Genomic DNA, 18,579 nt, shown 5'->3' with positions numbered 1-18,579 from the left:
GTATAACGTGCCCGGTATGGGTCCAGTGTCGATCATCACCGCCGGTGCCGTCCGGCTTCGGGGCGTCAGACTCCGACCGCGCGTTCCAGTTCCTTGAGCGACGTTTCGAGGTGGCCGAGTAACCGCTGCAGGCTGGGCAGCCTGCGGCGGTCGCCGACCAACCCGAAGTCGAGGTTGCCGGCGCTGTTGGCCAACGTGATGTTGAGCGCTTGGCCGTCGAGCGGGATCGAGAACGGGTAGTTGCCGGCCAGTCGCGCGCCGTTCCAGTACATCGGCTCCCTGGCGCCGGGAACGTTGGAGATCACGATGTTGAACGGCGGCGGCGCGGTCGAGACGAACCCGGGCAGCAGACCGAGCGCCAGCCCGCCGACCAGCAACGCCGACACGGCAAGTTGTTGTAGCCGAGGCAGTTCGGAGTAGACCTTCTTGTTGTCGCGCATCGAGGTGGCGATCGCCTCCAACCGCCGCACGGGATCGTCGATGTCGGTGGCGAGATTGCACAGGATGGCGCCGACGAGGTTGCCTCCGCCCTCGGCGTCCTTCTCGTTGCGCAGGTTCACCGGGACCATCGCGACCAGCGGGGTGTCGGGCAGCGCGTTCTCGTCGGCCAGGTACTCGCGCAGCGCCCCGGCGCACATCGCGAGCACGACGTCGTTGACGGTCACCCCGGCGGCGCTCTTGACCTTCTGGATGCGCTCGAGCGCCCAGGACTGCGCGGCGACGCGTCGGGCCCCGCCGATGCGGACGTTCAGCATCGTCTTGGGCGCCCGGAACGGCAGCGTCAGTTCCTGCTCGAGCAACGCGGCGCGCGCCAGCGACAGCGTGGTCGGCGCCGCGCCGACAATAGATCCGGCGGTCTGACCCAAAGTCTGCAGCAGCGACGGCCCCGATTTCGAACCGGACCTGCGCCGAGGCGGCAGGCTCCAGGGCGCCCGCAGGTCGGTGTCGTCGGGATCGGTCGACAGCGAGCGCTGCATCAGCTTCGACGCCGAGACGCCGTCGATCAGCGCGTGGTGGATCTTCGTGTAGACCGCGAACCGGCCGTCGTTGAGGCCCTCGATCAGGTGTGCCTCCCAAAGCGGACGATGACGGTCGAGCAGGCTGCCGTGCAGCCGCGAAGTCAGCTCGAGCAGCTCGCGCACACGGCCTGGCGCCGGCAGCGCAGACCGGCGCAGGTGGTATTCCAGATCGACGTCCTGGTCGGAAGACCAGACGAGGTTGGTCACCCCGCCGAAGAAGGCCGGATGCTTGCGGAAGGTGGGCTGGACGTCGGACTGCTCGAGCAGGACGTCGTAGACCTCGCGCAGGAACTCCGGACCGGCGCCGTCCGGCGGCGTGAACAACTGCAGACCGCCGACGTGCATCGGATGCTCGCGGGATTCGCCGAGCAGGAAGATCAGGTCGGTCGGTGATATCGGTTGCATGAGACCTCCGCGTCGATGCTCAAAGTGTGTTGCACGCCGCTGTCATCCGACGGCGGACGTCGAGGGTGGCGCGGAGTCCCCCTGTGGCTCACGAACCGTCATCAGCCGGGCGATCTCTTTGCAGTCCGCCTCTGACGGTAGTCCCATGTCCGGCTCGTAGCCGTACACCTCGTGCAGCGGCGTGGAAGCGGTCCGGGTGTGCAGGATGTCGACCGCGTCCGGGCAGATGAGGCCGGGGTGCTCGACGCCGCACGCCTCGGCGACCTTCACCAGATCGCGGCGCAGCGTCCTGATGTAGTTGGCGACCCGCTCGGCCTTGAGCTCCGGGACCAGACCGCGCGCCAACCACTGGTTCTGGGTGGCGACGCCGGTCGGACATCTGTCGTTGTGGCACACCTGAGCCTGGATGCAGCCGATCGCGAGCATCGCCTCGCGCGCGACGTAGACCATGTCACAGCCGAGTGCGAAGCCCACGACGGCGTTGTCCGGCAATCCGAGCTTGCCGGCGCCGATGAAGACGACATCTTCGTGCAGGCCTCGCTCGGCGAAGATCCGGTACACCCGCGCGAAGCCGAGTTGGAAGGGCAGCGACACGGTGTCGGTGAAGATCAGCGGCGCCGCACCGGTGCCGCCCTCACCGCCGTCGATCGTCACGAAGTCGACGCCCCGGCCCGTTTCACGCATGAGGTCGGTGAGCTCAGACCAGAACTCGAGGTCGCCGACCGCTGACTTGATGCCCACCGGCAGGCCGGTCTCGGAAGCCAGCAACTCCACCCAGTCGAGCAGGCTGTCCGTGTCGGAGAACTCGGCATGCCGCGACGGGCTGATGCAGTCCCGTCCTTCCGGGATTCCGCGCGCGGCGGCGATTTCGGCGGACACCTTGGGAGCCGGCAACAGGCCACCGAGCGTGGGCTTGGCACCCTGGCTGAGCTTGATCTCCAGTGCCCGCACGGGCGCTGACGCCACGACCTCTTTGAGCTTGTCGAGATCGAACCGGCCATCGGAATCTCGGCAGCCGAAGTAGGCGGTGCCGATCTGGAAGATCAGTTCGCCGCCGTGGCGGTGATAGCGAGAGATACCGCCCTCGCCGGTGTTGTGCAGGCAGTCGGCCAGCACCGCTCCGCGATTCAGCGCCTCGACGGCGTTGGCCGACAGCGAGCCGAAGCTCATCGCGGAGATGTTGACGACGGAACTCGGCCGGAACGCGCCTGGCCGGCCCCGGGCCGCACCGAGCACTTTGGCGCACGGGACCTTGGTTTGCCGGGTCGCCGAGTTCGGCGACGACGGCGGTACGGTCTGCGCGAACGTACGGTGTTTGATCACCGGGTAGCCGGCCGTGTACTCCAAGTCGTTGTCCGTGCCGAAGCCGAAGTAGTTGTTCTCTCCTTTGGCCGAGGCGTACACCCAGCGACGTTGGTCGCGGGTGAATGGACGCTCCTCGTTGTTCGCGGCGACGATGTACTGCCGCAACTCCGGACCGACGGATTCGATCAGGTACCGGGCGTGCCCGACGACGGGAAAGTTGCGCAGGAGCGCGTGTTTGCGCTGGAAGAGATCACGCGCCGCCACGGCGGCCAACGTCGAGGCGGCCGCGGCAGCGAGACCACGAACGGTCCGGCCCATGCCGTTGGTGTTGCCATCCGACGCGTTGGCGAAACCGATGCACAGCCGGGGTGGCGGCCAAACAATCGGTAGCCGGACTGTTATCGAGGTTTGTCTCAACTGTCACATGGGTAACTTGAGTAACAGGGCCGGTGAGTCACCGCCGAGCCTTCTCACCGAAGAAAGAGACGAATGGGAATTTCGAATGAACACAGTCCTGTACTTCAGCGCCACCGGCACCGTTTATGAGACCCGCGCCTACACCGAGGCCGATATCGACCAACTCGTCCACGACCAAGGCCTGCACTGCCTGACCAGTGCCGACCGGCAATTCGACTTCTGGTTCAGCCCGACGACACATCGGTGCCAGCGGCGCACCAACCACAAGGCAACCGAGCTTCTGCTCGCGACAACGACTTTCACCGCCAAGACGGTTCCGCTGCTGCACGGCTGCGTCGTCGTCGCCACCCACGACGAGGACGGCAGCCTCGACGGACTCAGCTGGCACCAGCTCGACCTCCTCGTCCGCAAGCGGCGCGCCCTGACCAAACGCGACGAGCGCGCACTCGACAAGCGGATGATGCGCGCCGACCGTCGAGAGCAGCGCAACCTTTCCAACCTGCCGACCGCTCCCGTCAGCTGCGCGAGAGCCCGCTCGGCCGCGCACTGACCCTCGAGGAAAGAAGCCGCCCAACCGCGGTGCCGGGGCACGTACGGTCGAATAGTGGACTTCGACGAATACCGGGCCTACGACGCGACCGGGTTGGCGAAACTCGTCGCCGACAAAGAGGTGACAGCGGCCGAGTTGCTCGGACTGGCGAAGCAGCGCGCGGCAGCGGTGAACCCCCGCATCAACGCCATCGTGCGCGAAGTGCCCGCGACGCCGTCCGAAGAACTCGCCGGCCCGTTCGCCGGTGTGCCGTTCCTGATCAAAGATCTCGCGCAGGACTACGCGGGGCTGCCCAGCTCCTGCGGGTCGCGCGCGTTGATGTCGCGACCTGTGCCGGAGCATTCGACGGTCGTCCAGCGGTGGATCGACGCCGGCCTGGTCATCTTCGGCAAGACCAACACTCCGGAGTTCGGGAAGAAGGGAATCACCGAATCGGTCGCCTGGGGCCCCGCGCGCAATCCGTGGGATCTGACCCGGACCCCGGGTGGCTCGTCGGGCGGATCGGCCGCAGCGGTGGCGGCGGGGATCGTGCCGTGCGCGGGCGCGAACGACGGCGGCGGGTCGATTCGCATCCCCGCCGCGTGCTGTGGGCTGGTCGGCCTGAAACCCGGCCGCGGCCTGACGCCGTCGGGACCGGCGAGCGGCGAGCCCCAGCACGGTGCGGCGGTGCAGGGCGTGGTGTCGCGGACGGTGCGCGACACGGCCGCGATGCTCGACGTCCTCAAAGGTGGTGAGCCCAGCGGACCGTATGTGCCCGGCGTACCGGAGTTTCCGTTCGCGTCGTGTGTGGGGGCCGATCCCGGCGTCTTGCGGGTCGGCGTGCGGGTGCCCTCGGCGATCAACCCGGCGCCGCATCCCGAGGCGGTCGCCGCCGTGGAGACGACCGTGCGGGCGCTCACCGAGCTGGGTCACCACGTCGACGAACTGCCGCGCGCACCATTCGACGACGCCGCGCTGGCTCGCGAATTCCTGCTCGCGTGGTTCGTCTCCACCGCTGCGCAACTCGATGAGGCCAAGCGGCTCACGGGTGCGGGCGACGAGTCGTTCGAACGCGACACCCTGATCCTGGCTGAGCTGGGTCGAGCGACGAGCGGAGTCGACTACCTGAACGCCGTCCAGCGCCGCCACGAACACACCCGACGGCTGACCACCTTCTTCGAGTCCTACGACCTGCTGCTGACGCCTACGCTGGCGACTCCTCCGCCGAAGGTCGGCGAGTTCGACCTTCCCGCCCCGCTGCACCACGCCGGTGGCCTACTGCTCAAGACGCGCACCGCCCGGTTACTGCGCTACACCAAGATCGTCGACGACATGGTGGACAAGAACCTCAGGTGGATCCCGTACACGCAGCTCGCGAATCTCACTGGGCGCCCGGCTGTTTCGCTGCCCTTGCACTGGACGGCCGACGGGTTGCCGCTCGGCGTGCAGTTCGTCGCGCCGCTGGCAGGCGAGTCGCTGCTCATCAAGCTCGCCGCCCAACTCGAGCAGGCGCTGCCCTGGTCGGATCGCGTCGCCCCGATCTAGGGCGCGCGTGGCTATGGTTCAGCCATGAGCCTGGTGACCTACGAGCTGGACGACCACATCGCCACCATCACCCTCAACCGCCCCGAGGCGCGAAACGCCATCAACGGCGCCCTGCGCAACGAGCTGAACGCGGCCTGGGAGCGCTTCCGCGGCGACGAAGACGCCTGGGTCGGCATCTTGACCGCCAACGGGGACGTCTTCTGCGCCGGCGGTGACCTCAAGGACGGCGAGGGTTCGGTCGGCACCTTCGCAGGCACGTTCTGGGAGAAGCCGACCATCAACTCCTTCGAGAGCGGAATGGAGTTGTTCAAGCCGACGATCGCGGCGGTCAACGGCGCGTGCATCGGTTACGGGCTGACGGGCGTCCTGTTCTGCGACTTCGTGATCGCCTCCACCACAGCGACTTTCGCATTCCCCGAAGTGACGCTCGGCGTGCCGACGATCGTCGGCGCGATCCGGCTGCCGCAGCGGGTGCGGTGGGCCGACGCCATGGAACTCCTGCTGACCGGCAAGCCGATGGCGGCCGAGCGCGCCAAGGAGATCGGGTTGGTGTGGCGACTGGTCGAACCCGGCGACCTGCAGGCCGAAGCACGCGCGTGGGCGCGCACACTCACCGAGGCTGCGCCGCTTGCGCAACGGGCCACCAAGGAGGTGGCGTCGCGTACCGCAGACATGGGCTGGATCGAGTCCGTCCGGTTCGGTGAGACCATGCGCAAGGTCGCCGCGGCGACCGAAGACGTGGGCGAGGGCATCACGGCCTGGCAGGAGAAGCGCAAACCGAAGTGGCGCGCTCGCTGAGCCGTTGCCGCCCTGGAGTTTCACGACGCATCGGCGTCGCGTCGCTCCTCCTCGAGGCGCTCCTTGCTTCGCAGCACCCGAAGGAGCGTCACGAGCAGCAGGCCACCGACGACATTGCCGACGGTTGTGTAACCGAACCAGTACAGCCACGCGTCGTATCCGAACGGTGCATCACCTGTCGTCAGTGCCCCGAAGATCAGCAGCGAATCGAGGATCGAGTGGAACATCTGCAGGCCGGCGAGGAGGAACCCGCCGGCGACGGCTGCCGCGATCTTGCCGAATGTCGAATCGGTCCCGTGCTGCATGCGCGTCATCAGTGTGATGACCATGCCGCCGAGGAGCGCCAGCGAGAACGTCTCGGCCGAAAGCGGCGCCTCTGCGAAGTGGGTGGCCGACTCGATCGTCTGCGCGCGCAGTTTGGGGTAAGCCGTCATGATCAACCACATGATCAACCAACCTCCTGCGAGGTTCGCGATCAACGTCCCCGTCCACAGCTTGACCAGCTGCCCGATGCTGGCGCGTTTTGCGGCCACCGTCGTGACCGGCACCAGAAATCCCTCGGTGAACAGCTCGCTGCGCCCGAGCAGCAGCGCCAGGAAGCCCACCGAGAACGCCACCCCCGCCAGGAGATTGTTGTGTGTGGCCGCCAATACCGAGAGATAGGCGAGGACGCCGACCGCTACCTCTGTGCCGCCGAAGAAGCCGGTGACCAGCACTTCGCGCCAGCTTCGATGTAAGCGCTGGGTGCCCTCGCCGACCATTCTCTTGAAGGCGCCTTCGAGCTCGTCCTCGATGGGGCTGTCGTGATCGCCCAGCTGGCGTTGACTCGTCTCACTCAATGGTCGTCCTCATGATCGGCGCAAGGTCGAGGTCACGAGTACCCGCGATCGCGGAGCCGACGCGTATCGACTGAAATGCCTGCAGCCCGATCGCCGATCAAGCCAGCGCGAGGAAGAGCTTCTCGAGCTCCGCCTCGGTCATGGGCTTCTCGTTGCCCTCACCGTCGCTCGTCATACATTCCCGCAAGCCCGTTGCGACGATCTTGAAGCCGGCCCGATCGAGCGCGCGGGACACCGCGGCCAGCTGCGTGACGACGTCTTTGCAATCGCGGCCCTGCTCGATCATCGTGATCACTCCGGCGAGCTGACCCTGAGCGCGGCGCAGCCGATTCAGGACCGCGTCGATCGCTTCCTGATCACCAACCATGACTTTCTCCGTTCCCTCTGCCCCCAGATTACCCCAGGGGGTATTTGCGCGATCGATACCCCCTGGGGTATGGTACGGATACCCGCCGGGGTATCGCCGCAGCGGGTGTCACGACCGGGAAGGAAACCGCAGATGATCCTCGAGCAGTACTACATCGAGTGTCTGTCGCACGCGTCGTATCTGATCGGCGACCAGTCGACCGGACGCGCGGTCGTCGTCGACCCGCGCCGCGACATCACCGACTACCTCACCGACGCGCGGAAGCACGGACTGACGATCGAAGGCGTCATCAACACCCACTTCCACGCCGATTTCGTGTCCGGTCACCTCGAGCTCGTCGACGCGACCGGGGCCTGGATCGGCTTCGGCGAAGCCGCCGAGACCGACTACCCGATCCGCCGTCTGGTCGACGGTGAACGCCTGTCGCTCGGCGAGGTCGAGCTGGAGATCATCGCGACTCCCGGCCACACCTGGGAGTCGATCAGTGTGCTCGTGCGTGAGCGGGCAGCCGGCGCCCCGGTGGGGGTGCTGACCGGTGACTCCCTGTTCATCGGCGACGTCGGCCGGCCGGACCTGGCCAACATCGGCGACGGCTCGACCAGCGACCTGGCGCGGGCGATGTACCACACCGTCCACGACAAGCTGCTGACGCTGCCCGATGCGGTGAAAGTGCTGCCCGCCCACGGCGCCGGCTCGTCGTGCGGGAAGAACCTCTCGACCGACCTCACCTCGACGATCGGTGAGCAACGGCGGAGCAATCCGTCGGTGCAGCCGATGAGCGAAGAAGCGTTCGTCGACATGATCACCCGGGGCCAGCCCGCCGCGCCCATGTACTTCGCCTCTGACGCCGCGATGAACAAACGCATCCATCCACTGCTGAAGCCGGACCGCGCGGTGCCCGAGATGGTGCCGCAGCAGATCCGCGCCGCCCTCGACGCCGGTGTGCGCGTGCTGGACGCGCGCAGCGTCGACGACTTCGCCGCCGGGCATCTGCGCGGGTCGGTCAACGTCGGTTTCGACGGCCGGTTCGCCGAAACCGGAGGCATGGTCGCCGACGTCGGCGACCAGATCGCGCTGATCACGTATCCGGGTGACGAGCAGCAAGCCGCGCTGCGGTTGGCCCGTATTGGCTCGGACAACGCCGTCGGCTATCTCAACGTCGAACACGACGGCCAGTTTCCGGACGAACTGGCCGATATAGTGCAGACCGCGCCCCGGACGACGGCCGTCGAGCTGGACGCACTGATGGCCCGGGACGCGGTGACGCTGATCGACATCCGCAATCCGGGTGAGCGCGAAGCCGGCGCCATCCCCGGCTCCATGCACATCCCGCTCGCACAACTGCGGGCCCGGATGACCGAGGTGCCGACCGACAAGCCGATCGTCCTGCACTGTGCCGGCGGCTGGCGCTCCAGCGTAGCGGCGTCTTTGTTGCGCGCCAACGATTTTGAACAGGTGTCCGACCTGCTCGGGGGATACCACGCTTGGTGCGGCGCTCACGCCAAAATGTGAGTCGTAGCCGCGAAAGGAGTCTGACAAATGTGTTATCCAGTTCGATGCCCGTCCTGCGGCAAGACGACCTGGGACGGCTGCGGCGAGCACGTCGACGACGTGATGCGGTCGGTCCCTGTCGAGCAGCAGTGCCGCTGTGACCGGACCACCGAACCGCCGCGCAGTAGCCGCGGTCGGTTCTGGGGCCGGAAGAACAGGTAGACGACACATCCATGGTTGCGGTGTCGAGCCTGGCCCTCGGTGCGCTGATCGGCGTGCTGCTCGGGCTGCTCGGCGGCGGGGGCTCGATCCTGGCGGTCCCGGCGCTGGTCTACGGCCTCGGTTTCGCTGTGGAGCAGGCGATCCCGGTCTCGCTGATCGTGGTTGCCGCCGCCTCGGCTGTCGGAGCGCTTCCCAAGGTCCGCGCCCGTCAGGTGCAGTGGCGGTTGGCCGGCATCTTCGCGGCGGCCGGTATCCCGGCGGCCGTTGTCGGCAGTGCGATCAGCAGGCATCTGCCCGAGCCCGCGCTGCTGATCGGATTCGCGGCGGTGATGTCGGTCGCCGGTGTCCGCATGCTGACCAGCAAGGACGACACCGGCACCGCGTGTGAAGTCCGGGCGGGTCAGGTCAACTGGCGCCGTTGCGCACCGCGATCGATCGGCGCCGGTCTCCTGGTCGGCTTGCTGACCGGAGTGTTCGGGGTCGGCGGCGGGTTTCTCATCATCCCCGCGCTCGTGGTGTTGCTCGGCGTCGAAATGTGCACGGCTGTCGGCACTTCCCTGCTGATCATCGTCGCCAACTCCGTCGCGGGAATCTTCTCCCATCTCCAGGGCATCAGCATCGACTGGTCGGTCACCGTGGGATTCGTCGCCGCCGCGATGGTGGCGTCGCTGCTGGCCGGATACTTCGGCACCAAGCTCGACACTGCTCGCCTACAGCGTTGGTTCGCCTACCTCGTCCTCGCGGTCGCCGCATACGTACTCGTCGACACGATCTTCTTGTCTTGAACAAGCGGCTAGCCTGGAACGGCTATGGCGCAACCGTTCCGCTCGCCACCACCACCGACCGCGTTCCGCTACCCGGGACTGACCCGTCGGCGCGCCCGTCTGCGAAGGGCCGTGCAACGCCTCACCGGCGTTGATCTGCTGCCGTCGGCAGCGACAGCGCAGGCGTTCATCGCGGGACTCAGCGAGGGTGACCCCGTCGCCGAGCGATTCGTCGCCGAGACCTACCACGGTGAGCTGGGCGCCAGGAAGGCTCGCGACCTCGTCGAGCAGGCGCAGCGGGACGGCATCGACAGCGTTTCCGAAGCGCCCGCGTCGATGCGTGCGCTGTTCGAGGAGTTCGAGCAGCTGCCCGACTGGGTCGATCCCGCCTTGGTCGAAGAGGGCGCAGCGGTCTGGCGTCGCTGGGCATATGCGCTCGGGGCGCTCGGCAACGCGGGCACCAACGACACGTATACCGAGGGCTGGTTGGCCGTGCCGCTTTCGCTGTCCGGCGGTTATGCCGGCCAGCGGGCCCTGCACCGTTACCTGGAGACCTCCCGCTGGTGGATCGAAGTCTGCCGTCCGGGAGCGATCCTGACGCCAGGTTCCTTGGGCCGCAACATCTCTCTGCATGTGCGGATCATGCATGTCAGCGTGCGTGACCGCGTCAAGCAACACCCGGAATGGGACGCTGCGCGCTGGGGTCTGCCGATCAGCCAGTCGGCGATGTTGTTGACGCTGCTCGGCGGCAGCATCGCACCGGCGTTCGGCCTGTTCCTTCTCGGCCACGTCACCTCACCGCGCGAGATGCGTGCCGTGCTGCACTTCAACCGCTATTGCGGACATCTCGTGGGCGTCCGTTGCGACGACTACTTCCCGGAGACGGCCCTCGACGCCTGGCGCATCCTGTTCATGTGCGACTCGGCGCGCAGCTACGACAGTGCGGGCAGCGGCACAGAGCTCGTCGAATCATTCGTCCCTGCCTTCACGCCGCCGCCGGCGTATCGAGGCCTCGAGCGGCTGCGCGCGGAGTACCACTACCGCGTACAGGCCGGCTATCTCGGGCTGTACATGTTGCCGTGGAACCGGCGGCGCTACCGGCTGCCGTCCGCGCTGCCCGGAATCATGTTGTTGCTCTCGCGTTTTCCGGTGATCGTCGCGTTGGAGCTGGCGAGGCGGGTGTCTCCGCGCGTCGATCGCCGATGGCAGGAGCACAACCTGAACCGGTGGGACGCCTGGCTGCGGTGGCAATCGGACGGCAAGGCAGCGGCATTCGAGGCGGCGGTACCGCTACGGCGGTGAACGATGACGCGACTATGCGCGTGACGCCACCAGCGATGGGCTTCCTACGCCGATGGTGATCCTCGGGGCCGCCGACGGGTCCAGCCACGTCAGCACTTTCTTCATCTCGTCGCGGCCGATGGCCACGCAACCCCATGTCGGGCTGCCGTCGGTCACGTGCAGGAAGATACCCGAGACACGTCCGGGGATGCGTTGCGGGTTCACCGCGATGTTGACGGCGTAGTCGTAGACCGGTCCGGAGTCGTGCAGGTTCTCGGCGATCGACGACGGGCTCGCGGACCCGCGCACGTGTGTGTTGTAGGTCGGTGAGCCGGCGTCCTCGTCCCACCAATCCTGGCTGGTCGCTTGGAAGTACGGCATCTTGGTGCCGGGATTCGGTTGCCGGCCGAAGGCCTGGTCGAACGTGAACGTGCCCTGGGGAGTGCGGTGCACGCCGTCGGCGGGTGCGCCGACGCCCAGCGAGCCGACCTTGGCCGGGGTCGGACCCAGGACGGTTTTCCATTGGCTGCCGACCCGCTGGAAAGCAGTGAGGGTTCCCGTTGTCGCGTTCGCCGCAGGCACGCCGACGACGATCCACTGCGTTGTCTGCCCAGCCGGGTCCGCCGCGGCGGGGGAAGCCAGCGACACGCTCAACAGCACCACCGCAAGTTGAGCCAGCACTTTTCGCAATTTCACAATCCGACCACCCTAACCGCGCGTCGAAGCACAGGTGGGCCGCCGAAACCCGTTCGCGGCCAAAGAGAGACGCAGTCGATATGGCGTCAGCTGGCGGTGGCCACTCCGGCGAGCTTCTGGATGACGCGAATCTCGTTGTCGTCGTGGGCCGTCCCGTCGGGATGGATCAGATCACTGAACCAGGTGTCCGGCAGCGTGGTGTAGGGATGCTGCCAGGAATCCCACGGCAGATACGTCTGCGTCCGGCCGGCGACGAAACCCCAGTTGTAGGCGCCGACGTGACGCCGCTTGGCGACCGGCAGAATCCCCTCCACGGTGCTGCCCAGACTCCTCGCCAGGTACTCGGTGCACAGGATTGGGCGGCCCAGTGGCGTGAGCTCGTCGATGCGCGCCTCGAACTCGGTGGGATCCCCGTAGCTGTGGAAGCTGATGATGTCGGAGTTCTCCAGCTGCACACTGCAGATCGCGCTGCGGCTTCCGGGGTCCTTCCAATGGCCTTGCCACACACCGCTGGTCAGCGGTTGGCTGGGATTGACGGCGCGTGCCCACTGGAACACATGCGGCAGGAATGCGGCGACCAGTTCCTGCTTGTCCTTGCTCTCGGCCTTTCGGTAGTCCTTTGCGGGGTTGTCGGGCTCGTTCCACACGTCCCAGCCGAGGACGCGCGGATCGTCGCGGAACATGCCGACCACTCCGGTGACGTAGCTCTGCAGCACGCGGGTGTAGGCCGGGTCCTGCAGCCGGTGGGCGCCCGGGCTCTGCACCCAGCCGGAGTTGTGCACTCCCTTGATCGGCGGACGCTGACGACCCGCCCTGGGCAGCGGGTCCCAGCACGAGTCGAACAGCACGAAGAGCGGCTTGATGTTGTGGCTCGCCGCGATGCTGACGAACTGTGAGAGTCGACGGCTGAACCCGTCGCGGTCGGTGGCCCACAGCTGGTCGTGCAGGAACACCCGCATCGTGTTCATCCCGATCCGCCTGGCCACGCTGAGTTCACCGGCGATGCGGCGCGCGTCGTAGGTGTCCGCCTGAAACATCTCGAGCTGGTTGACGGCGTTCGAGGTCACATAGTTGGCGCCGAGCAACCACCCCTGCTTGGCGTACCAGGCGTTGGCGCGGTCAGCCGACCATCGATCGGTTGCCGCCGATACGGCCGGGATCTTGGTCAGCGCCGCGGCGGCGGCCAGGTACAGCGGGAGCTTGAGCGCAGTTCGCCGGTGCACCTTGTGACCATAGTATTCGTGGCCGAACCGTCACCACCGGCGGCTCCTCCTGCAACACAACAGATTTCGAATCGTTATGCAGTGGTCAGGCAATGACGCCGTTGGCCACCCGAGGCGCCCGCTCGACAGTGGCGTCGTCGAGCACCATCGCCGCGATCCTGTCGCGGTGCTCTTCGGCGCTACCCAGCAGCACCGCGTCGGTGGCCGCGCGCTTGTAGTAGAGGTGGGCCTGGTGCTCCCAGGTGAACCCGATGCCGCCGTGCACCTGGATCGTGTCGGTGGCGACATGGCTGAGCGCGGTCGAGCACACGGCTTGGGCGATGCTGGTGGCCAGCGCCGGATCGTCGGACCCGTCGGTCAGAGCCCAGACTGCGTGGTAGGCAGCAGATCTGGCGTGTTCCAGATCGACCAGCAGGTTCGCCAGGCGGTGCTTGACCGCTTGGAACGAGCCGATCGGGCGGCCGAACTGCAGCCGCGACTTCGCGTACTCCACCGACAGGTCGAGCAGATGTTGCGCGGCGCCGACCTGCTCGACAGCGAGTAGCGCCGCACCGACCTGCAGTGCGTGATCGAGCTCCCGTGCGGTCTCGTCGGCTCCGGCGATCAGGCGGGCGGGCGCGTCGGCGAACGTCACATTCGCTTCGGACCGTGTGAGGTCGAGTGTCGCCAGCTGGGTGCGCTGCACACCCGCGTCCGCGGTGTCGACTGCGTACAGGGCCGCGCCGCCCGAGCCGCGCGCCGCGACCAGCAGCACATCGGCGATCCCACCGTCTACGACCTGAGTCACGGTGCCCGACAAGGTCTCTCCGTCAGCGGTCACCGAGATGGCATCGGGATCGAAGGCGCCCGCCCGGTCGACCACCGCGAGAGCCGCGGTGCGCCGGCCCTCGATGAGGTCGCCGAGCAGTTCGTCGCGGGCCGGACCGGACGTGGCGGCCACGAGCGCCGGGATCGCGAGGTACACCGTGCCGAACAGCGGCCCGCATGCCAACCGTGCGCCGAGTTCCTCGATGGCGACCGCCTGGTCGACCAGCGTGCCGCCGACGCCGCCGTCGGCTTCGGGCACCGACAGGCCCAGCACCCCCAGTTCGCCGCCGAGCCGTGCCCACACTTTGGCGTCGAACGGCGGGTCGGACTCCATCAGCCGGCGAACCTCGGCTTCGGAGAAGTGCTCGGCGCTGAATTTCCGCACGGCATCCCGCAATTGGTTCTGCTCGTCGGTGAACCTGAACTCAGCCACGCGGCCCCTCCTTCCAGGGCATCCCGGCATCGGCCCGCAGATCGCCGGGCAGGCCGAGAATGCGTTCGCCGAGGATGTTCCGCATCACCTCGGACGTGCCGCCTTCGATCGTGTTGGCACGGCTGCGCAGGTACCGCTGCTGGATCGGCCCTTGCCAGTCCCGCTCACCGGTACCGCGGCCCTGCTGATAGCCGTGATACAGCAGCCCTTCGGGCCCAAGGAAATCCATGCACCACTGGTAGATGTCCTGGTTGAGCTCGGCACCCACCAGCTTTCCGATCGACCCCTCCGGACCCGGTCCGCCGGCCGTCGCGGCGGCACGCGACCGTTCGGAGGTGAGGCGCTGGGCCTCCGAACGCAGCCACAGCTGCGTCAGCCGGTCCCGCAACACCGCGGTCCGGCGCTCAGGCCGCGAAGCCCACAGCCCGGTCGCGTCGGCGATGGTGCCGGCGCCGCGGCGGCTGCCGCTTCCGCCCAGCGCAGTGCGTTCGTTCATCAGCGTCGTCATCGCGACATTCCAGCCGTTGCCGACCTCCCCGAGGCGGTGCTTGTCCGGGATCCGCGCGTCGGAGAAGTAGACCTCGTTGAACTCCGCCTGCCCCGTCAACTGGCGCAGCGGCCGGGTCTCGACGCCGGCGCCGTGCATGTCGATGACGAAGTACGTCAACCCCTTGTGCTTGGGCACATCGGGATTGGTGCGGGCGAGCAGCAGCCCCCACCGTGCGCGGTGCGCGAGGCTGGTCCACACCTTCTGACCGTTGACCACCCAGTCGTCACCATCGCGGACTGCCGACGTGGCCAAGCCGGCCAGGTCCGAGCCGGCGCCCGGCTCCGAAAACAGTTGGCACCACAGGTCTTCGGTGGTTGCCAGGGGCCGCAGCCACTGCCGCTTCACGTCCTCGGTCTGCGCGTGCTCGCGGATGGTCGGTGCCGCCATGCCGTAGCCCATCGGATTCAAGCCGAGCGGCACGGGGCCGCCGGCGCCTTGCAGGATGCGGTCGGCAACTGCCTGCAGGCCACGCGACACCCCGATCCCGCCGAGCCCGTCGGGAAAGTGCACCCACGACAGCCCCGCGTCGTAGCAGGCGCCGAGATATTCGGGGATCGGAACGCTCTTCGGGTCGTGCTCGGCGACGACCCCGCGCGCCAGCTCGGCGACGCGTTCGGCGTCAGCGTCATTGCTCATGGGTGTCACCATAGGAACTCGACACCCGTCGACAAACGGCGGGACCCTGCCAGGCACTCGTATCGCGCTAACTGGTGGATTGCACGCATCTGGTGGCTGTAATCCACCAGTTAAGCGAGCCCTGGGCTCTAGCCGCGGTACTCGGCGACCTTGGCGGCGAACTCGTCGAGCAGGCGCAGGGACTCGTCGCGCGGCTTCGTCGGCAACAGCAGGTTCGCCTGGTAGTAGCCGAGGTCTTCGAGAGCCCGCCAATACTCCGGGTTGATCGGCGTGCCGAACGTCGTCAGCGGGACGTCCTGGCCGGCACCTTCGCGCATCTGGTCGATGCGTTTGGCGAGCCGGTCGACGGGCAGCGGGTTGGACATCCAACCGGCCCCGTGGCGGATCACCCGCTTGACGGTGGCATCGGAGTCGCCACCGATCAGGATCGGCGGGTGCGGTTTCTGGACCGGCTTGGGGCGCAGGTACGACGAGTCGAAGTCGACGAAGCGGCCGTGGAACTCGGCGGGCTCGTCGGTCCACAGCACCTTGATCGCCTCGATGCGTTCGTCGAGCAGCGCGCCGCGGGTCTTCGGGTCGGTGCCGTGGTGGCGCAGCTCCTCGATGTTCCAGCCGGCTCCGACGCCGAACACGAACCGGCCGCCCGAGATCAGGTCGATGCTGGCTGCCTCCTTCGCGGTGATGATCGGGTCGCGCTGGATGAGCAGCGCGATGCCGGTGATCAACTCGATCTCGGAGGTGACGGCGGCCGCCGCGGCGAGCGTGACGAACGGGTCGAGCGTGCGGTAGTAGATGCCCGGCAGGTCGCCGCCCATCGGGTACGCGGATTCGCGGCTCGCGGGGATGTGGGTGTGTTCGGCGATCGCCAGCGCGTCGAAGCCGCGCTCTTCGATCGCGCGGGCCAGCGTCACCGTGTCGATGGCGTCGTCGTTGACGAAAGTGGAGATCCCGAACTTCATGTGCGCACCAACGTCCGTTCCGATGAGGCTATTCCGCTCTACGCCAGCGGTTGGCCGTTCTTGGTCAGGACGTGCCATTCGCCGCCGAACATGCCCAGGCCCTGTCCGTTCGAGTCCTTGTCCGTCTTGTCGCCGGCGTAGCGATAGAGCGGGCTGCCCCGGTAGGTGACCTGGGTACCGCCGTCGCGGCGCGGCACGGTGCCCGCCGCGGCCACGTCGATGCCGGTGCCGCCCGCGGGATGTCCGTCGGCCAGCAGCGGTAGCCAGGTGTCGGCGCAATCTCCGTAACAGCCGGGCTCATTCGGCCGGTCCGACGAGAAGGCGTACAGCGTGCGGCCGGTGCTGTCGACGACGATCTCGCCCAGATCGCCACGGTCGTCGATGCCCAGCGACACGTCTCCGATCGGCGGGCCCTGCTCCGTTGACGGCGGCGGATTGGGTGCGGCGGTGGTGGCCTCGGTTCGCGGTGCGGTCACCGACGTCTGCGTGCTGGAGGTCGACGCGCTGTTGGCAGCCTTGTTCTCGAATGCCGAACAGCCGCACAGCGCGACGACGCTGAGTGCCCCGAGCAACGCGCGTGCGGGTACCGCGGTTCGTGGCGTGGGCATGAGCAACCCATTTCCAGCAGCACCGCAACTCAAACGTGAAGCGACTCACTACTGGGGGTCGAGTCCCAGCATCGCCACGCTGCGCTCACGCATCTCGACTTTGCGCACCTTGCCGGTGACGGTCATCGGGAACTCGTCGACCACCTGCACATAACGCGGGATCTTGTAGTGCGCGAGTTTGCCTGCCGCGAAAGCTCGTACGCCTTCGGCGTCGAGGGCGGCCCGGCCCGGTTTCATCCGGATCCAGGCGCAGGTCTCCTCGCCGTACCGGTCGTCGGGTACCCCGATCACCTGGGCGTCCTCGACGTCGGGGTGTGTGAGGAGGAACTCCTCGATCTCGCGGGGGTAGATGTTCTCTCCGCCACGAATGACCATGTCCTTGATGCGGCCGACGACGTTGCAGTAGCCGTCGTCACGCATCACCGCCAGATCGCCGGTGTGAATCCAGCCGTCGGAATCGACTGCCTCCGCGGTCTTTTCGTCGTCCTCCCAATAACCCAGCATCACCGAGTAGCCGCGCGTGCAGAACTCCCCCGGCTCGCCACGTTCGACGATCTCGCCGGTGTCCGGGTCGATGATCTTGATCTCGACGTGCGGATGAACCCGCCCGATCGTCGACGTGCGCCGCTCCAGATCGTCGTCGATGAGGGTCTGACACGACACCGGCGACGTCTCGGTCATGCCGTAGGCGATCGCCACTTCGGACATGTTCATGTCGTTGACGCAGCGCTTCATCACCTCGACCGGACACACCGCACCGGCCATGATCCCGGTTCGCAGTGTCGACAGGTCGCGGTCGGCGAATTCCGGATGGTTCTGCATCGCGATGAACATCGTCGGGACCCCGTACACCGCGGTGCAGCGTTCGCGTTCGATCGCGGTCAACGTTGCGCCGGGATCGAAGCCGGGCGCCGGGATCACCATGGTGGTGCCGTGACTGGTGCAGCCGAGGTTGGCCATCACCATGCCGAAGCAGTGGTAGAACGGCACCGGGATGCACAACCGGTCGTCCGGGCCGAGCTTGATCAGCTCGGTGGTGAAGTAGCCGTTGTTGAGGATGTTGCGGTGCGACAGCGTCGCACCCTTCGGGAAACCGGTTGTCCCCGAGGTGTATTGGATGTTGATGGCGTCACTTGGCGAGAGGTCGGCCATGCGCTGGGCGAGGGCGTCGGGCGCCACGTCGGCGGCGCCTGCGCGCAGCGCATCCCAATCCGGGGTCCCGAGGTAGAGCACGTCGGTCAACGCCGGCACGTCGGGTCGTACCTGCTCGACCATCGCGACGTAGTCGGAGGTCTTGAACGCCGTCGCGGCGACGAGCGCGCGTGCTCCGGACTGGTTGAGGACGTAGGCCAGTTCGTGGGTGCGGTAAGCGGGGTTGACGTTGACGAGAATCGCGCCGATCTTCGCCGTCGCGTACTGGGTGATGGTCCACTGCGCGCAGTTCGGCGCCCAGATCGCCACCCGGTCGCCTTTGTCGATTCCCAACGCCATGAGCCCGCGGGCGACGATGTCGACCTCCGCGTCGAGTTCGGCGTAGGTGTAACGCAAGCCTTGAGCGACGTCGACGAGCGCTTCGACATCGGGGTGGTGCGCAACCGTCTCTTCGAAGTTGGCACCGATGGTCTGCTCGAGCACCGGCCTGTCGGTCGGTCCCGCGTCGTAAGACTTCGCGGTGGAGGTCATCG

The 18,579-nt window shown here is 67.2% G+C and carries 17 protein-coding genes; 6 read left to right on the top strand and 11 right to left on the bottom strand.

Going from position 1 to position 18,579, the window contains the following annotated elements:
• Nucleotides 1-65: 65 nt before the first annotated feature.
• Nucleotides 66-1,424 carry a wax ester/triacylglycerol synthase family O-acyltransferase gene (locus tag A5663_RS10510; RefSeq protein WP_068147787.1) on the bottom strand — a complete coding sequence of 453 codons (1,359 nt, stop codon included), beginning with the start codon at nucleotides 1,422-1,424 and terminating at the stop codon, nucleotides 66-68.
• Between the two features lie 42 nt (nucleotides 1,425-1,466).
• Nucleotides 1,467-3,047 (bottom strand): FMN-binding glutamate synthase family protein, encoded by a 1,581-nt coding sequence (locus A5663_RS10505; RefSeq protein WP_068147785.1) that lies wholly within the window; start codon nucleotides 3,045-3,047, stop codon nucleotides 1,467-1,469.
• 184 nt (nucleotides 3,048-3,231) lie between these two features.
• Between A5663_RS10505 and A5663_RS10500 the strand changes: the two genes are divergently transcribed.
• From A5663_RS10500 to A5663_RS10490, 3 genes are read left to right on the top strand one after another with little or no spacing between them, the layout of a single operon-like run.
• A complete protein-coding gene (locus tag A5663_RS10500; RefSeq protein ID WP_068147783.1) occupies nucleotides 3,232-3,696 on the top strand; it encodes a hypothetical protein in 465 nt (154 codons plus the stop codon).
• 54 nt (nucleotides 3,697-3,750) lie between these two features.
• Nucleotides 3,751-5,220, top strand: a complete 1,470-nt coding sequence (locus A5663_RS10495; protein WP_068147781.1) for an amidase — start codon at nucleotides 3,751-3,753, stop codon at nucleotides 5,218-5,220.
• A 24-nt stretch (nucleotides 5,221-5,244) separates the two neighbouring features.
• Nucleotides 5,245-6,018, top strand: coding sequence for an enoyl-CoA hydratase/isomerase family protein (locus A5663_RS10490; RefSeq protein WP_068147779.1), 774 nt, complete (start codon nucleotides 5,245-5,247; stop codon nucleotides 6,016-6,018).
• 20 nt (nucleotides 6,019-6,038) lie between these two features.
• Here the strand turns inward: A5663_RS10490 and A5663_RS10485 are convergent, their stop codons facing one another.
• Both A5663_RS10485 and A5663_RS10480 read right to left on the bottom strand, forming a co-directional pair.
• Entirely contained in the window at nucleotides 6,039-6,857 is an 819-nt protein-coding gene (locus tag A5663_RS10485; protein ID WP_068147776.1) for a formate/nitrite transporter family protein, read from the bottom strand.
• Between the two features lie 97 nt (nucleotides 6,858-6,954).
• Entirely contained in the window at nucleotides 6,955-7,224 is a 270-nt protein-coding gene (locus A5663_RS10480; RefSeq protein ID WP_068147775.1) for a metal-sensitive transcriptional regulator, read from the bottom strand.
• 132 nt (nucleotides 7,225-7,356) lie between these two features.
• Here A5663_RS10480 and A5663_RS10475 point away from each other — a divergent pair, with 132 nt between their 5' ends.
• The 3 genes from A5663_RS10475 to A5663_RS10465 all read left to right on the top strand — a co-directional run bounded on the left by A5663_RS10475 (nucleotide 7,357) and on the right by A5663_RS10465 (nucleotide 11,003).
• Nucleotides 7,357-8,736, top strand: a complete 1,380-nt coding sequence (locus tag A5663_RS10475; RefSeq protein WP_068147772.1) for a rhodanese-like domain-containing protein — start codon at nucleotides 7,357-7,359, stop codon at nucleotides 8,734-8,736.
• Nucleotides 8,737-8,948: 212 nt separating this feature from the next.
• Complete coding sequence (locus A5663_RS10470) at nucleotides 8,949-9,722, top strand: sulfite exporter TauE/SafE family protein (protein ID WP_068147770.1); 774 nt, start codon at nucleotides 8,949-8,951, stop codon at nucleotides 9,720-9,722.
• Between the two features lie 24 nt (nucleotides 9,723-9,746).
• On the top strand, nucleotides 9,747-11,003 hold the full coding sequence (locus A5663_RS10465) for an oxygenase MpaB family protein (RefSeq protein ID WP_068147768.1): 1,257 nt from the start codon (nucleotides 9,747-9,749) through the stop codon (nucleotides 11,001-11,003).
• 12 nt (nucleotides 11,004-11,015) lie between these two features.
• Here the strand turns inward: A5663_RS10465 and A5663_RS10460 are convergent, their stop codons facing one another.
• The 7 genes from A5663_RS10460 to A5663_RS10430 all read right to left on the bottom strand — a co-directional run bounded on the left by A5663_RS10460 (nucleotide 11,016) and on the right by A5663_RS10430 (nucleotide 18,577).
• The gene (locus A5663_RS10460) at nucleotides 11,016-11,678 is read right to left on the bottom strand and encodes a L,D-transpeptidase (protein WP_068147764.1); all 663 of its coding nucleotides are present in this window, start codon (nucleotides 11,676-11,678) and stop codon (nucleotides 11,016-11,018) included.
• Between the two features lie 86 nt (nucleotides 11,679-11,764).
• A complete protein-coding gene (locus A5663_RS10455; protein WP_068147761.1) occupies nucleotides 11,765-12,901 on the bottom strand; it encodes a cellulase family glycosylhydrolase in 1,137 nt (378 codons plus the stop codon).
• Nucleotides 12,902-12,986: 85 nt separating this feature from the next.
• On the bottom strand, nucleotides 12,987-14,141 hold the full coding sequence (locus tag A5663_RS10450; protein ID WP_068147759.1) for an acyl-CoA dehydrogenase family protein: 1,155 nt from the start codon (nucleotides 14,139-14,141) through the stop codon (nucleotides 12,987-12,989).
• A complete protein-coding gene (locus A5663_RS10445) occupies nucleotides 14,134-15,327 on the bottom strand; it encodes an acyl-CoA dehydrogenase family protein (protein ID WP_068147756.1) in 1,194 nt (397 codons plus the stop codon). The genes A5663_RS10450 and A5663_RS10445 overlap by 8 nt, the downstream gene beginning before the upstream one ends.
• A gap of 128 nt (nucleotides 15,328-15,455) precedes the next feature.
• On the bottom strand, nucleotides 15,456-16,286 hold the full coding sequence (locus A5663_RS10440) for an LLM class F420-dependent oxidoreductase (RefSeq protein WP_068147754.1): 831 nt from the start codon (nucleotides 16,284-16,286) through the stop codon (nucleotides 15,456-15,458).
• 38 nt (nucleotides 16,287-16,324) lie between these two features.
• Nucleotides 16,325-16,894: a hypothetical protein gene (locus A5663_RS10435; protein ID WP_068147751.1), complete on the bottom strand. Its 570-nt coding sequence runs from the start codon at nucleotides 16,892-16,894 to the stop codon at nucleotides 16,325-16,327.
• Between the two features lie 48 nt (nucleotides 16,895-16,942).
• A complete protein-coding gene (locus A5663_RS10430; RefSeq protein ID WP_068147747.1) occupies nucleotides 16,943-18,577 on the bottom strand; it encodes an AMP-binding protein in 1,635 nt (544 codons plus the stop codon).
• Nucleotides 18,578-18,579: the final 2 nt, after the last annotated feature.

The sequence above is a fragment of the Mycobacterium sp. E740 genome (assembly GCF_001672895.1).
In the GTDB taxonomy this organism is placed as follows: domain Bacteria; phylum Actinomycetota; class Actinomycetes; order Mycobacteriales; family Mycobacteriaceae; genus Mycobacterium.
Note: the sequence above shows the minus strand (reverse complement) of the source record. Positions and strands in the feature narration are given on the sequence as shown.